At 59.6% G+C, this 13,365-nt stretch carries 13 protein-coding genes, 1 tRNA gene and 1 riboswitch; of the genes, 7 read left to right on the top strand and 7 right to left on the bottom strand.

What is annotated here, in order from left to right; translation table 11 throughout:
• Window positions 1-8: 8 nt before the first annotated feature.
• Complete coding sequence (locus F3J36_RS11180) at window positions 9-1,130, bottom strand: Gfo/Idh/MocA family protein (protein ID WP_058757279.1); 1,122 nt, start codon at window positions 1,128-1,130, stop codon at window positions 9-11.
• Window positions 1,131-1,438: 308 nt separating this feature from the next.
• Between F3J36_RS11180 and F3J36_RS11175 the strand changes: the two genes are divergently transcribed.
• Window positions 1,439-1,514: transfer RNA gene (locus tag F3J36_RS11175), tRNA-Asn, on the top strand.
• Between the two features lie 55 nt (window positions 1,515-1,569).
• Here the strand turns inward: F3J36_RS11175 and F3J36_RS11170 are convergent.
• The 3 genes from F3J36_RS11170 to F3J36_RS11160 are packed head-to-tail and all read right to left on the bottom strand — an operon-like array spanning window position 1,570 to window position 3,847.
• A complete protein-coding gene (locus F3J36_RS11170) occupies window positions 1,570-2,343 on the bottom strand; it encodes a molybdopterin-binding protein (protein ID WP_021509306.1) in 774 nt (257 codons plus the stop codon).
• Window positions 2,340-3,170 (bottom strand): cytochrome b/b6 domain-containing protein, encoded by an 831-nt coding sequence (locus F3J36_RS11165; RefSeq protein WP_211073005.1) that lies wholly within the window; start codon window positions 3,168-3,170, stop codon window positions 2,340-2,342. The genes F3J36_RS11170 and F3J36_RS11165 overlap by 4 nt, the downstream gene beginning before the upstream one ends.
• Window positions 3,171-3,211: 41 nt before the next feature.
• On the bottom strand, window positions 3,212-3,847 hold the full coding sequence (locus F3J36_RS11160; RefSeq protein ID WP_166719694.1) for a hypothetical protein: 636 nt from the start codon (window positions 3,845-3,847) through the stop codon (window positions 3,212-3,214).
• Window positions 3,848-4,077: 230 nt separating this feature from the next.
• Here F3J36_RS11160 and F3J36_RS11155 point away from each other — a divergent pair, with 230 nt between their 5' ends.
• The 5 genes from F3J36_RS11155 (at window position 4,078) to F3J36_RS11135 (ending at window position 9,664) form a co-directional block, all read left to right on the top strand.
• Window positions 4,078-4,623, top strand: a complete 546-nt coding sequence (locus F3J36_RS11155; RefSeq protein WP_166719693.1) for a chorismate mutase — start codon at window positions 4,078-4,080, stop codon at window positions 4,621-4,623.
• Between the two features lie 296 nt (window positions 4,624-4,919).
• Window positions 4,920-5,930 carry a Zn-dependent oxidoreductase gene (locus F3J36_RS11150; protein ID WP_166719746.1) on the top strand — a complete coding sequence of 337 codons (1,011 nt, stop codon included), beginning with the start codon at window positions 4,920-4,922 and terminating at the stop codon, window positions 5,928-5,930.
• Between the two features lie 151 nt (window positions 5,931-6,081).
• Window positions 6,082-7,365: an MFS transporter gene (locus F3J36_RS11145; protein ID WP_166719692.1), complete on the top strand. Its 1,284-nt coding sequence runs from the start codon at window positions 6,082-6,084 to the stop codon at window positions 7,363-7,365.
• A gap of 52 nt (window positions 7,366-7,417) precedes the next feature.
• Window positions 7,418-8,878: a mannitol dehydrogenase family protein gene (locus F3J36_RS11140; RefSeq protein WP_166719691.1), complete on the top strand. Its 1,461-nt coding sequence runs from the start codon at window positions 7,418-7,420 to the stop codon at window positions 8,876-8,878.
• Between the two features lie 99 nt (window positions 8,879-8,977).
• Window positions 8,978-9,664, top strand: a complete 687-nt coding sequence (locus tag F3J36_RS11135; protein WP_088516609.1) for a GntR family transcriptional regulator — start codon at window positions 8,978-8,980, stop codon at window positions 9,662-9,664.
• Between the two features lie 210 nt (window positions 9,665-9,874).
• Here F3J36_RS11135 and fbaB read toward each other — a convergent pair whose 3' ends face one another.
• From fbaB to thiM, 3 genes are all read right to left on the bottom strand, one after another.
• A complete protein-coding gene (gene fbaB, locus F3J36_RS11130) occupies window positions 9,875-10,927 on the bottom strand; it encodes a class I fructose-bisphosphate aldolase (RefSeq protein WP_058757271.1) in 1,053 nt (350 codons plus the stop codon).
• A gap of 146 nt (window positions 10,928-11,073) precedes the next feature.
• A complete protein-coding gene (thiD, locus tag F3J36_RS11125; RefSeq protein WP_166719690.1) occupies window positions 11,074-11,874 on the bottom strand; it encodes a bifunctional hydroxymethylpyrimidine kinase/phosphomethylpyrimidine kinase in 801 nt (266 codons plus the stop codon).
• Window positions 11,871-12,656 (bottom strand): hydroxyethylthiazole kinase, encoded by a 786-nt coding sequence (thiM, locus tag F3J36_RS11120; protein ID WP_166719689.1) that lies wholly within the window; start codon window positions 12,654-12,656, stop codon window positions 11,871-11,873. Before thiM ends, thiD begins: the two co-directional genes overlap by 4 nt.
• A 33-nt stretch (window positions 12,657-12,689) precedes the next feature.
• Window positions 12,690-12,786: riboswitch (TPP riboswitch) on the bottom strand.
• A gap of 345 nt (window positions 12,787-13,131) precedes the next feature.
• On the opposite strand from thiM, the gene F3J36_RS11115 reads away from it, so the two are divergent.
• Complete coding sequence (locus F3J36_RS11115; protein WP_021509295.1) at window positions 13,132-13,329, top strand: hypothetical protein; 198 nt, start codon at window positions 13,132-13,134, stop codon at window positions 13,327-13,329.
• Window positions 13,330-13,365 lie beyond the last annotated feature (36 nt).

Here is a 13,365-nt window from a genome sequence, read left to right as displayed (position 1 = left end):
GCTCTGCATCACACCTTCATCCAGCGGCGCTCCACGGCGGAAATCGCCACCGCTTCCAGCACCTTCTGCACCTGCAGCCCTTCGGCAAAATCCGGCCACATGCGATCGCCGGCGGCGATGCCGTTGATCAGATCGCGAATCTCAACCGTTTTCTGGTCGTTAAAACCGATGCCGTGGCCGGCCGAGACGCAGAAGCTGGCGTAATCCGGGTGCGCCGGACCGGTGAGAATGGTTTTAAAGCCCTGGCGGCCGGCCGGATCGTCGTGCAGATACAGTTCCAGCTCAGCCATGCGCTCCTGCGTATAGCGCAGCGTGCCTTTGGTGCCGGTCACCACATAAGTCAGCCCCATCTTGCTGCCGCAGGCGATGCGCGAGGTTTCAATCACGCCGTGCGCGCCATTTTTAAAGCGCAGCAGCGCGCTGGCCTGATCTTCATTTTCCACCGGCAGCAGACGTGACGGCGCCTTCGGATCCGGTCGCTGTTTAATCACCGTCATCATGTCACCGCTCACCTCATCAATATCACCGACCAGATAGTGCGCCATGTTGACGATATGCGCCGCCAGATCGCCAAGCGCGCCGAGACCGGCCAGCGCTTTCTGGCAGTGCCAGTCGAGCGGCGTCTCCGCGCGTGCCAGATAATCTTCGTTATGGGTGCCGTAAAAGTGCACCACTTCGCCGATCTCACCGCGCGCGATAATCTCCCGTGCCAGCTGGCTGGTGGGGTTTTTCATGTAGTTGAAGCCCACCAGGGTTTTCACTCCCGCCTGCTCTGCCGCCTGCACCATCTCTTCGGCATCCGCCACCGAGAGCGACAGTGGCTTTTCGGAGTAGACGTGCTTGCCGTGGCGAATCGCCTCCAGCGCCATCTCTTTGTGCAGGAAATTGGGCGCGCAGATATCGACGACGTCGATGTGCGGATCGCGCACCAGCTCGCGCCAGTCGCCCGTCGAACGGGCAAAGCCAAAGGTGGCCGCCTGCTGCGCCGCCAGCGCCGGATTCACCTCTGCCAGCATCTCGCGCACAATCTCGCCCTTCAGGGCGAACACCGTGGGTGCCTGCGCATAGGCAATCGCGTGACAACGCCCAATATATCCACTGCCAATCATACCGATTCTGACTTTGTTCATGCTGCACCTGCGGTTCACGGGGATGAGTTTCCCGGAATATATGTTTCGTTTTGGGCGGCGACAACGGCGAAATGAAATATCTGTGATCATACATGCGAGGTATCTGACAGAAGCGACAAATCAGAATGTAATTTTGCATAGCATTGGTGACATCTCTCACAATCAGGCGCAGTGCTGGCGCTAATTCGCGCCATCGCGCGGGCCCGCGTCGGGCAATTGACGCTTTATTCAGCAGTCAGAAAAAATTGTGAAAAAGAGCTTTGACAAGCCACAGCCTGCCCGATAATATGCGCCCCGTTCCAAACGATTCCTCTGTAGTTCAGTCGGTAGAACGGCGGACTGTTAATCCGTATGTCACTGGTTCGAGTCCAGTCAGAGGAGCCAGATTTAGAAAAGCCTGCTTTTAAAGCAGGCTTTTTGCTTTTCTGCGTTCTGCCGGTCAGATACCGCCATACCACTCGTAACCGCGATCTTCCCAGTAGCCGCCGCGTCCGCCCCACAGCTGGGCAAACGAATCCACCACTTTAATTTCCATCAGATACTTGGCGTGCTTGTAACCGAGCTGGCGCTCGACCCGGAGACGCAGCGGCGCACCGTGCGCGACCGGCAGCGGCTGATCGTTCATACGGTAGGCCAGCAGCGTTTGCGGATGCCACGCATCCTGCAGATCGATACTTTCGTAATAGCGCCCGCTACCGTCCAGCGTCTGCTCCAGCTCGTCGGCACACAGGAACACCACATAGCGGGCACCTGGCCGCAGGCGCGCCGCATCCAGCACCAGTCCGAGCGGTACGCCCTGCCATTTGCCAATCGCGCTCCAGCCCTCCACGCAGTCGTGCCGGGTGATTTGCGTGCGACTGGGAAACCGCTGCAGATCGCTGAGCGATAAACTCAGCGGCTGTTGCACCAGCCCGGTGACGCGCAACCGCCAGTCGGCAAACCCGTTCGCCAGCAAACGCGCATATTCGTCGGAGTCGGGCATTTGCGTGCCGTTGGCGCGGAACAGCGGCGAAATATCGGCCTCGCTGAACTCCGGTGCCAGCCGCTGGCCGCCCAGCAGGCGCTGGCTGGCACGCGTCAGCCGCTCGGTCTGATTGAGCCAGCCGCTGACCGTGTCGTTTTGCGTCAGTTGATCGCAACCGCTCAGCAGCGCCGCGCCGGCGCCGGACAGCGCGCCCAGCAGCAGGCGGCGACGCGACAGCTCGATTTTCATGATGGGGTATCCTCTTTGTCGATCGCGTAACGGCCGGTGATCATCGAACGCAGGTTATTGAACACGCCTGACACCAGCACCATCACCACATGCACCAGCACAAACAGCACCAGCAGCGTGGCGGTGACAAAGTGCACCGTGCGCGCCGTCGGACGGCCGCCAAACAGATCGGGTAAAAACGGCAGCGCCGCATCCAGCGCTGGCGACAGGGTTAATCCACTGAGCAGCATCAGCGGCAGCAGTACGAAGATCACCAGCAGATAGCTGAGTTTCTGCAGCGCGTTATAGCGCCGCGCCGCTTCACCGCGGGCGAAGCGCAGCCGGGCGTGGTCGCAAATCTCCTGCCACAAATGACGGGCGCCCAACTGCTGACGGTCTGGCAACAGATCGCGGCGAAAGTGCCGGTGCCAGAAACCGTGCAGCAGATAAATCACGCCGTTGAACAGCAGCAGCCAGGCAAAAAAGAAGTGCCAGTGGCGACCGGCTCCCAAATCCTGCCACGACGGCAGCGTCAGCCAGCCGGGGAACGCGCGCGCCGTCAGCGTGCCCTCCAGCTTCGAGACACCGAGCACGCCGGTGGTATTCAGTTGCAGCGAGCCGAGCCGGACAAATCCCTGCTGCTGACGATTGCCGATTTCAAACACCGGCTGCTCATGGTCCGCGCCATACAGGCCGACATACAGACGTGGATGCGCATTAAAGATTTGCAGTCCGCTCATCAGCAGTACGGCAAAACACAGGGCGTTGACCCAGTGCGTCACGCGCATCAGCAGCGAGTGACGACGAATCAGCGTTTTACTGCGGGAAGGTGAAGGCTGTTGCATCATCGAGCCCCTTACCAGCCAGGCGAGGCCTGGCTGGAGCCGGATTACATCGGCGGCACTACGCCGTTTTTGCCGACAATGACATTGCCTGCGGTGAGCTTACCGTCGGCGCCCTTCTCGGCCGGAACAAACACGGTGGTGCCGGGTTTCAGGTCATCCGGGGTAGCGGCGGCCAGCGTCACCACCGGCGTACCGGCCGGAATGGCAATTTTTTTCTGATGGCCGTGATAGCTCACCGTCACTTCGCTGTTATCCACCGAGGTAACGCTATTGGCGACTGTGGCGTTGGTCATTGAGCTGCCCGGCTTCAGATCCCAGCTGAAGTTGCCTTCGCCTGCACCTTTCAGCTGCGCCGGGAAAATCAGCACTTCGAGCGCGCCATCTCCGCCGCCTGCTTTCGGCAGCGAGGCAATGCCCACGTAATCGCCCTTTTTAATGTCGCTGATGCTGGCCTTCGCCACCGCAGACACCATCGCACCTGGCTTCATGGCCACGCTGACCTCCGCTCCTTCGCGTGACTTGATAGTGAGCTGCTGCCCGTTTACCGATTCAACAACGCCACGTACCTGCACTTTTTGCCCTGCCATCTCTGCCGCCATCGCCGGCGACAGCGTGGCACCGGCCAGCAGTGAACCGGCAATCAGCAGTGAAAGGCGTTTGTAATGTGATAAGACCGTCATGGAGTGTTCCTTTTGATGATAAGCGCTGCCTCAGCGGCAGCCCTGTGCCAGAAATCATTCAACCTGAAGCGCAATAACATTGCGGCAAAAGGCGCTGGAAAACAAACCTACTAGTTGGTAGATTAAAAAACAAGATAATTTTTCACCCTGTACTTTGTCATGTCATTATTTTGACTTAGCCTGAGCCTCGCGCAGATCCAGCGCCTGGGTTGAACATTGGGAGCATCAGTATGGAAATGCAGTTACGATCGGCCACGTTAGCGCTGCTGATTTGCAGCTGTTCCGCCGCCGCGGCAGAACTCAGCAGTCCTTCGCCGGGCCAGCTTATTAACACGCGCTTGTCTTACATGAAGGATGTGGCGGGTTATAAAGCGCAGCATCATCAGCCGATTGAAGATTTGGGTCAGGAGCGCAAGGTGCTGGACAAAGCCCTGGCGGAAGCGCGTCAGCTGGGTCTCGACGATGCCACGGTGCAGCCGTTTATTCAGGCACAGATGGATGTGGCAAAAGCGGTGCAGTATCGCTATCGCGCCGACTGGCTGGCAACGCCGGAGCCGCACTGGCAGCCGCGTCCGCTGGATGAGGTACGCAAAAGCATTGGTCATTACAGCGATGCGATTCTGACGCAGCTTGCCGCGCAGTTGAAACAGGGCGCGACGCTGCAGACACCGCAAAAGGCCGAATTTATGCGCGACATTCAGCAGCGCAACGTGTCATCGCAGGATAAAGAGCTATTGTGGCGCACGCTTAGCGCGGTGACGTTACGGCGGCCGTAATGTTGCGCGGCGAACGTGCCGTCGATCGCCGCAGGCCTGTCATTTTGCTGCGTTTATTCCGGTCGCCCTGAATGGCGACCCTCTAACCGGTTAACGACTTTCAAGGGTGTGCAGTGATGCGCACCGCAACGCCATTCTGAAACTTCTCTTTGCAACTACCCCATCCGCTCTGTGATTGCGTTCACAACTCTGCAACAGCAACTTGTATGGTAGTATTATTGCGCGTATTTTTTCGTCATTACTGTCGCGTTATTACTGGTGTGTCGCGCCTTCAGGCCACCAGCCAGGAGTGAATGATGAAAAGTGTGGTGATTGAACAACCGGGTAAACTGCTGCTGGCCGAGCGCGCGCTGCCACAGCCCGCCGCTGATGAAGTACGGGTAAAAGTGAAATTTGCCAGTATCTGTGGCTCTGACGTGCACATCTGGCACGGTCACAATCCATTTGCCCGCTATCCGCGCGTCATCGGCCATGAGTTTTTCGGCGTGATTGACGCGGTCGGACAGGACGTTGATGCCCGCCGGCTGGGCGAACGCGTCGCGGTCGATCCGGTGGTGAGCTGCGGCCACTGCTATCCCTGCTCCGTTGGCCGTCCTAATGTCTGTCAGTCACTGCAGGTGATTGGCGTTCACCGCGACGGCGGCTTCAGCGAGTATGCGGTGGCACCAGCCAAAAATGCCCATCGCCTGCCGGCGAGCATTCCCGACCAACTCGCCAGCCTGGTTGAGCCCTTCACCATTGCCGCGAATATCACGGCGTTCCTCAAACCGCAGCCACAGGATGTGGCACTGATTTACGGTGCCGGTCCGATGGGGCTGACCGCCATTCAGGTGCTGAAAGGTGTGTACGGCGTACAGCAGGTGCTGGTGGTCGACCGCCTGCCAGAGCGGCTGGCGCTGGCGCAGCAAAACGGTGCCGATCGCCTGTTCAACAACAGCGAGATCCCGCTGGCGGCGCAGCTGGAAGGCGTTCAGCCGACGCTGATTATCGACGCCGCCTGCCATCCGGCGATCCTCGCCGAAGCGGTGGCGCTGGCCTCGCCGGCAGCGCGCATTGGCCTGCTCGGGTTTTCTGCTGAGCCGTGCAGCCTGACGCAGCAGGCGTTGACCAGTAAAGAGCTGTCGCTGTTTACCTCGCGCCTGAACAGCAACCGCTTCCCGCAGGTGATTGCGTGGCTGGAACAGGGACTGATCCAGCCGGAGAAACTGGTTACCCACTATTTCCCGCTGGCGCAGATCGAGCGCGCCATGACGCTGTTTGAACAAGACCCGCGCACCTGCTGCAAAGTGATCCTGCAAATGGATTGAATGATGCGCCACACCAGATGTCCCTGATGCCGGTGCGTACCCGCCGGCCACAACAATAATCCCCTGCATAAATCAGGCGCAGCGCCGCGGTCATCAAGGTCATCTCCCCGTGACGCTGCAGCCTGAAGAAGAACAGGGAAACGGAGTTTCTATGCTGAAGAATCTACGCTGGACCCTCGTACTGCTGCTGTTCCTGGTGTATATGATCAACTACCTCGATCGTATTGCCCTGTCGCTTACCGTGCCGCTGGTGGAAAAAGATCTGATGATCAATGCCGAGCAGTTCGGCCTGATCTTCGGCAGCTTCTTCTTCGGCTATGCGCTGTTCAACTTTATTGGCGGCCTGGCCACCGATAAATTTGGCCCGACGATTGTGCTCGGCACCGCCGTCGGCATGTGGTCACTGTTCTGCGGCATGACCGCGCTGGCGACCGGTTTCTGGTCGATGATGATTCTGCGCGTGCTGTTCGGCATGGCGGAAGGTCCGATTTGCGCCTCGGCCAACAAAGCCATCAACGGCTGGTTCCCGAAAAAGCAGGCCGCCACCGCCATGGGCCTGCTGAGTGCCGGTTCCCCGCTCGGCGGCGCGGTCGCCGGGCCGATTGTCGGCTACCTGGCGCTCTCCTTCGGCTGGCGTCCGGCGTTTGTGGTGATCTGCCTGATTGGTCTGGTGTGGATGGCGCTATGGTTCTTCTTCGCCGCCGATAATCCGGCGCGCAGTAAGCGCGTCTCTGCGCAGGAGCGCGCGCTGGTAGAGAAACTGAAAGCGGAAGAGCCGGCGGATATCATCGACGCGGACGGCAAAGCGCACGGCATGGGCTACTATCTGCGTCAGCCGATTATCCTCGTTACCGCCTTCGCCTTCTTCTGCTACAACTACATTCTGTTCTTCTTCCTGAGCTGGTTCCCGGCCTATCTGGTGCAGGCGCACGGGCTGGATATCAAAGCCATGAGCATCACTACCATGATCCCGTGGATTGTCGGCTTCGTTGGCCTGGCGCTGGGCGGCTGGATTTCCGATAAAATCTTTACTATCACCGGTAAGCTACTGCTATCGCGCAAGATTGTGCTGGTAGTGTCGCTGCTGGCGGCAGCGATATGTGTGGCGCTGGCGGGCACCATCAAAGAGGTGAATTCGGCGGTGATCATGATGTCGATCTCCATCTTCTTCCTCTACATCACCGGTGCCATTTACTGGGCGATTATTCAGGATGTGGTGCACAAAAGCCGCGTCGGCAGCATCAGCGGCTTTATCCACCTGATTGGCAGCCTGTCCGGCATTATCGGCCCGATCGTTACCGGCTTCATCGTGCAGCACACCGGCAAATTTGACAGCGCCTTTGTGCTGGCGGGCGTGGTGGCGGCTCTTGGCGCGCTGCTGGTGCTGTTTGTGATTCGCAGCCCGAAAGTCAGCGACAAACCGGTTTCCGTTTAATCGAATGACTCTGCCGGGGCGCCGCGCGCCCCGTTTGCCACAAGGATTATGCATGTTACAACCCGATCGCCTTCCCGCTGACGTACAGCGCCCCCGTTACGACCGCAGCCAGCTGAAAACCCGCATGGTGCACATCGGTTTTGGTGCCTTTCACCGCGCGCATCAGGCGCTGGCCACTGACCAACTGGCGCAGCACGGCAGCGACTGGGGCTACTGCGAAGTGAATCTCAACAGTGGCGCGCTGATCGCCGCTCTGCGCCAGCAGGATTTGCTGTACAGCGTGACCGAAATGGCCGACGACAGCCTGCACACGCGAATTGTTGGCGTAATTACCCAGGCGCTGCACGCGAAAAGTGACGGTATTGAGGCGGTGATTGAAGCGATGAGCCAGCCGGAAATCGCCATCGTGTCGATGACGGTCACGGAAAAGGGCTACTGTTCGCTGCCGTCGAGCGGCCAGCTCGACCTGACGCATCCGGACATCGTGCACGATGTGGCGCATCCTGACGCGCCGCGCTCGCTGCCCGGCGTGATCCTGGCGGCGATTGAACGCCGTCGCCAGCGCGATCTGCCGCCGTTTAGCGTGATGTCGTGTGACAACATGCCGGAGAACGGCCACGTTACGCGCAATGTGATAACCCAGCTGGCGCAGCGTCGCAGCCCGGCGCTGACGGATTACATTCAGACCCACCTCACCTTTCCCTCAACCATGGTGGATCGCATCGTACCGGCGATGACCGATGAGGCTTTCGCGACGCTGGAAGCGCGGCTGGGCAGTCGCGATCCGGTGGCGGTAGAAGCCGAACCTTTTTTCCAGTGGGTGATTGAAGATAACTTCGTCAGCGGCCGCCCGGCGTGGGAACAGGCCGGTGCGGAGCTGGTGCGTGATGTGCTGCCGTACGAAGAGATGAAGCTGCGCATGCTCAACGGCAGCCACTCGTTCCTGGCTTATCTCGGCTACCTGGCCGGGTATCAGCACATCAGCGATTGCATGGCCGATGCCAATTTTCGTCAGGCGGCGCGCGCGCTGATGCTGCAGGATCAGGCACCCACGCTGCGCACGCAGGATGTTGATTTGGTCGCCTATGCCGACTCGCTGATCGCCCGTTACGAAAACCGGGCGATTAAACATCGCACTTATCAAATCGCCACCGACGGCACGCAGAAGCTGCCACAGCGCCTGCTGGATAGCGTGCGCTGGCATCTGCGTAACGGGACGGCCTGTGATTATCTGCTGCTGGGCGTAGCAGGCTGGATGCGCTATATCAGCGGCGTCGATGAGCAGGGCGCGGCGATTGAGATTCGCGATCCGCTCAACGCGCAGCTGGCCAGCATTGTTGCCAACAGCGAGGATGGCCCGCAGCGCGTTGAGGCCTTACTGCGCCTGCAGGCAGTGTTCGGCGACGACTTACGCTATCACACGGTGTTTGTTACGCGGCTTACTGAGCTGTATCAACAGCTGCGGCTTACCGGTGCACGCGCCACGGTGCAGGCGCTGGTCACAGAAGGCTAAGCCGCCTGCACAAATGTGTAGCGCAGACGCAGCGTGCTGATTAGACTGACGCTTTCTCATCGGGCTGGCGGCGGCCAGCCGTAATACGGATATTGCTGCATGTCGATTGCCTATACCATAACCACCAGCGAACCGGTAAATCAGCAGATTTATCGCTATCTGCGGAAGGATATCGTGACCTGCGTGATCCATCCGGGCTCGCTGCTGTCGGAGAAAGAAGTGTCGGCGCGCTTCAACGTGTCGCGGCAGCCGGTGCGGGAAGCCTTTATCAAACTGGCCGAAGCCGGCCTTGTGCAGGTCCTGCCGCAGCGCGGCACCTTCGTGCGCAAAATCTCCGCCCAGCGCGTCGCCGACGGCCGTTTCATCCGTGAAGCGGTGGAGATCGCCGTGGTTCGCCGCGCCGCGCTGGAGATCGCTGCCACCGGACTGATGGCGCTGGAACACAATCTGCAGCTGCAGCGACTGGCAGCGGAACGCCACGACAGCCAGGCGTTTCTGGCGCTCGACGATGAGTTTCACCGGTTGATTGCCGAAGGCATTGACTGCCTGCTGGCATGGGAGACGGTGGAGAACATTAAAGCGACGATGGACCGCGTGCGCTTTCTGACGCTGAGCGAAGTGTCGCCGCCGGAGAGCCTGATTCAGCAGCATGAAGAGATTTTTGCCGCGCTGAAAGCGAAGGATGCCGATGCGGCGGAGAAGGCGATGCGGCGACATCTGCAGGAGATGATTCTGACCATCACGCCGATTGCTGAGCGCAACAGCGAATGGTTTGAAGGGCCGTAGTGTTGTGCGCTGAGCTTGCGGTGGGGTGTGATGCGGTGCGGTTTGATATGGTGCGGTGTGATGCCCTCACCCCGGCCCTCTCCCACCGGGAGTGGGCGCTGTTCCAGTAAGCTGTCAGAGAATTAATGCATTAAAAAACCGCACAAAACAGTCCCCTCTCCCGCCTGCGGGAGAGGGCTAGGGTGAGGGGGAAAAACGCCCCTCACACCATCAGGCAATCGTCACATCCTTCGCCAGATACACATCCTGCACCGCATTAATCAGCGCCACGCCCTCTTTCAGCGACTTCTTAAACGCCTTGCGTCCGAGAATCAGCCCCATGCCGCCGGCGCGTTTATTGATCACCGCCGTACGCACCGACTCCGCCACATCGGTCGCACCGGCTGAAGCCCCGCCGGAGTTAATCAGCCCGGCGCGCCCCATGTAGCAGTTGGCCAGCTGGTAGCGCACCAGATCGATCGGATTCTCACTGGTCAGCTTGCTGTACACGCGCTCATCGGTGTGGCCAAACTTCACCGCGTTATAACCGCCGTTATTCTCCGCCATTTTCTGCTTCACAATGTCGGCACCAATGGTGGCTGCCAGATGGTTAGCCTGACCGGTTAAATCGGCGCTGGCGTGATAATCCACCCCATCCTTCTTGAAATCGTTGTTGCGCAGATAAGCCCACAGCACCGTCACCATGCCCAGCTCGTGCGCGCGCTCGAAGGCTGCTGCAATTTCCTCGATCTGCCGGCGTGACTGCTCAGAACCAAAATAGATGGTGGCGCCGACCGCAACCGCGCCCATGTTGAACGCCTGTTCAACGCTGGCGTACAGCGTCTGGTCATACTGCGTGGGATAGCTCAAGGTTTCGTTATGGTTCAGCTTGACCATAAACGGGATGCGGTGCGCGTAGCGACGTGACACGGAGGCCAGCACGCCATAGGTTGACGCCACACAGTTACAGCCGGCTTCAATCGCCAGCTCGACGATATTCTTCGGGTCGAAATAGGCCGGATTGGCGGCGAACGAGGCGCCAGCAGAGTGTTCCACGCCCTGATCCACCGGCAGAATCGACAGATAGCCGGTACCCGCCAGACGGCCGGTGTTGTAGAGCGTCTGCATATTGCGCAGTACCGCAGGAGAACGATTGTTATCAATCATCACGCGATCGACATAATCCGCGCCCGGCAAATAAAGGCTGTCCGCTGGAATGGTCATGCAGCGATGTTGAAGAAGCGTATCCGCCTCTTTACCCAATAACTGTACGATGTCCGTCATGTTCGCTCCTGATAAATGGCTGGAAAAGAACCGGCACCTGCCGATTCGCCCCCACAGCCTGGACCGAAACGCACCAGGCTGGCAAATTGCTGACTCCATTTTTCAGACGGATACGCAGTGAAAAAACGGCAATCTGGCGTTACGCCCTACCACCACTGATGGAAATGATGCACCGGCCCAATGCCGTGGCCGACCTCGAGCGAATCGGCGTGCAGCAGCGCCTGCTGCAGCCAGGCCTTGGCCTCCGCTACGGTGCCCGCCCAGTCCGTATGGCGCGGTCGCAATGCCGCCAGCGCCGCCGACAGCGTGCAGCCGGTGCCGTGCGTATGACGGGTGTTAACGCGCGGCGCGGTAAAGCGCTGGCGGCCGGCGCGGGTGATCAGCCAGTCCGGGCTTTCCGCATCGCTGAGATGACCGCCCTTCATCAGCACTGCTTCGCAGCCCAGTTCCAGCAGCGCATCGCCCTGCTGCAGCATACTCGCCTCGTCCTGCGCCATGCGGCAACCCAGCAGCGCCGCGGCTTCCGGCAGGTTGGGCGTGATCAGTGATACCTGCGGCAACAGACATTCACGAATGCTGGCTACCGCATCGGGCGACAGCAGCGCATCGCCGCTTTTGGCAATCATCACCGTATCCAGCACCACAAACGGCAGGCTGGCGCGTTTCAGCTTCTCTGCCACCACCTCAACGATCGCCGTCTCCGCCAGCATACCGATTTTCGCGGCGTCAATGCGCACGTCGTCCAGCACCGAGTCGAGCTGCGCCGCGACAAATGCCGGTTCGATGCGATACACCGACTGCACGCCACGGGTGTTCTGTGCCACCAGCGCGGTAATCACGCTGGTGCCGTACGCGCCTAGCGCGGAAAACGCTTTCAGATCGGCCTGGATACCTGCGCCACCGCTGGGGTCGGTGCCGGCAATGGTCAATGCATTGATGCGTTTCATGCCGCCACCTCCAGCGTCCACAGCGCATCGAGAAAAGCGGCGACGAAGCTGCCGGGCCCTGCCACGCTGCGCGCGGCCTGCTCTCCCGCCAGTGACATTACGCGGCAGGCCGCTGCCACGTGCTGGATGCGCTCGCCCGGCAGGCTGCTGCACGCCGCGACGACGGCGGATAGCGCACAACCGGTGCCAACCACGCGCGTCATCAGCGGGCTGCCGCCGGGTATTGCCAGCGTCTGGCGGCCATCAGTGACGTAATCGACTTCGCCGGTTACCGCGACGATAGTGGTGCAGCGTTGCGCCAGCTGCTGCGCGGCGTTCAGTGCAGCATCGGCCTGATGCACGCTATCCACGCCGCGTCCGCCCGTGGCCTGGTGGGCTAAGGCGAGAATCTCTGAAGCGTTGCCGCGAATGGCCGCCGGTCGCAGGCTCAGCAGCTGCTGACAGAATTCCGTACGCAGGGTTAGCGCGCCTACCGCCACCGGATCGAGCGTCCACGGTGTGCCGGCCTGGTTAGCGGCCTGTACCGCCGCCAGCATCGCATCGCGGCGATCATGGGTTAAGGTGCCGACGTTAATCAGCAGCGCATCGGCAAAACCGGCAAACTGCGCCGCTTCATCGCCATCAATCACCATCGCGGGCGAAGCCTGCAGTGCCAGCAGCACGTTGGCGGTAAAAGTTTGCACCACGTCGTTGGTCATACAGTGCACCAGCGGTGCCTGCTGCCGCAGCAGTTGCAGAGAGTGCGCGAGTTGCGCCGGGGAAAGAGGGTCAGGCTGTGTCATAAGGCTCCCAACCGGCAATCAGGAAGGCGAATGCGGTCAGGCATCTGACTTCCCTACGCTGGCATTATCCAGATCAGGTATTACGGGTATTTCTCAGCCTTCACAAAGAAGGGCACCCCGAGTCATGCACGTCCGTGTCAGACGTGCCTTCACAGCATAAAGGGTCAGCTTAAAGTTGTAAATCCTGCGGCAGGTGCGCTTTTTTTGCCGGACAACGATGAGCAAAAATACGTGCGCCATCAATTTTCATGATTTTTTGATCATCAGGAAAATATAAACAAATCGACGGAGATCAATTTTCCCAAAAGCCCTAAAATTCATCAGGATAGTTAATTTAATCTGCCGGGGCAGTAGGCGGGAAATAAAAAGAAGAAAGCGCGCAACTTGATTAATATCAAACCGGCCGGCGGCGTAACACGGCCTAATTCCCCTCCGGATTTGAAGACCGCTGTTTCACCTTCACCCGGAATCGCTAATGACTTTATTCAGTTTTCTTCCGCACGCGCATCACTGGCACAATATCACCATTTCCCGTCAAGGCGCCGTTGCCCCCGGCGGCCGTTACCGGTACTCCACGTACCTCGAAGCCGAATGCAAACGCTGCGGCGAGCGCATCCATAAAATTTATTATCGCGATATCAGCGATGAACAGGCGCGTCGCTGGCTGGGTTAAAAAAAAGCCCCGCAACACAGGTTGCAGGGCGCTTGC

Origin of the sequence: Pantoea sp. Cy-640, from assembly GCF_011752635.1 — a bacterium.
Lineage (GTDB): Bacteria > Pseudomonadota > Gammaproteobacteria > Enterobacterales > Enterobacteriaceae > Pantoea > Pantoea dispersa.
Note: the sequence above shows the minus strand (reverse complement) of the source record. Positions and strands in the feature narration are given on the sequence as shown.

What these genes read in the sequence shown, in the direction of transcription:
- F3J36_RS11150 (WP_166719746.1), top strand. Translation starts at nt 4,920, where the DNA reads ATGAAAAGTGTGGTGATTGAACAACCGGGTAAACTGCTGCTGGCCGAG.
- F3J36_RS11115 (WP_021509295.1), top strand. Translation starts at nt 13,132, where the DNA reads ATGACTTTATTCAGTTTTCTTCCGCACGCGCATCACTGGCACAATATC.
- F3J36_RS11155 (WP_166719693.1), top strand. Translation starts at nt 4,078, where the DNA reads ATGGAAATGCAGTTACGATCGGCCACGTTAGCGCTGCTGATTTGCAGC.
- F3J36_RS11135 (WP_088516609.1), top strand. Translation starts at nt 8,978, where the DNA reads ATGTCGATTGCCTATACCATAACCACCAGCGAACCGGTAAATCAGCAG.
- F3J36_RS11180 (WP_058757279.1), bottom strand. Translation starts at nt 1,130, where the DNA reads ATGAACAAAGTCAGAATCGGTATGATTGGCAGTGGATATATTGGGCGT.
- F3J36_RS11145 (WP_166719692.1), top strand. Translation starts at nt 6,082, where the DNA reads ATGCTGAAGAATCTACGCTGGACCCTCGTACTGCTGCTGTTCCTGGTG.
- F3J36_RS11160 (WP_166719694.1), bottom strand. Translation starts at nt 3,847, where the DNA reads ATGACGGTCTTATCACATTACAAACGCCTTTCACTGCTGATTGCCGGT.
- thiM (WP_166719689.1), bottom strand. Translation starts at nt 12,656, where the DNA reads ATGACACAGCCTGACCCTCTTTCCCCGGCGCAACTCGCGCACTCTCTG.
- F3J36_RS11170 (WP_021509306.1), bottom strand. Translation starts at nt 2,343, where the DNA reads ATGAAAATCGAGCTGTCGCGTCGCCGCCTGCTGCTGGGCGCGCTGTCC.
- fbaB (WP_058757271.1), bottom strand. Translation starts at nt 10,927, where the DNA reads ATGACGGACATCGTACAGTTATTGGGTAAAGAGGCGGATACGCTTCTT.
- thiD (WP_166719690.1), bottom strand. Translation starts at nt 11,874, where the DNA reads ATGAAACGCATCAATGCATTGACCATTGCCGGCACCGACCCCAGCGGT.
- F3J36_RS11140 (WP_166719691.1), top strand. Translation starts at nt 7,418, where the DNA reads ATGTTACAACCCGATCGCCTTCCCGCTGACGTACAGCGCCCCCGTTAC.
- F3J36_RS11165 (WP_211073005.1), bottom strand. Translation starts at nt 3,170, where the DNA reads ATGATGCAACAGCCTTCACCTTCCCGCAGTAAAACGCTGATTCGTCGT.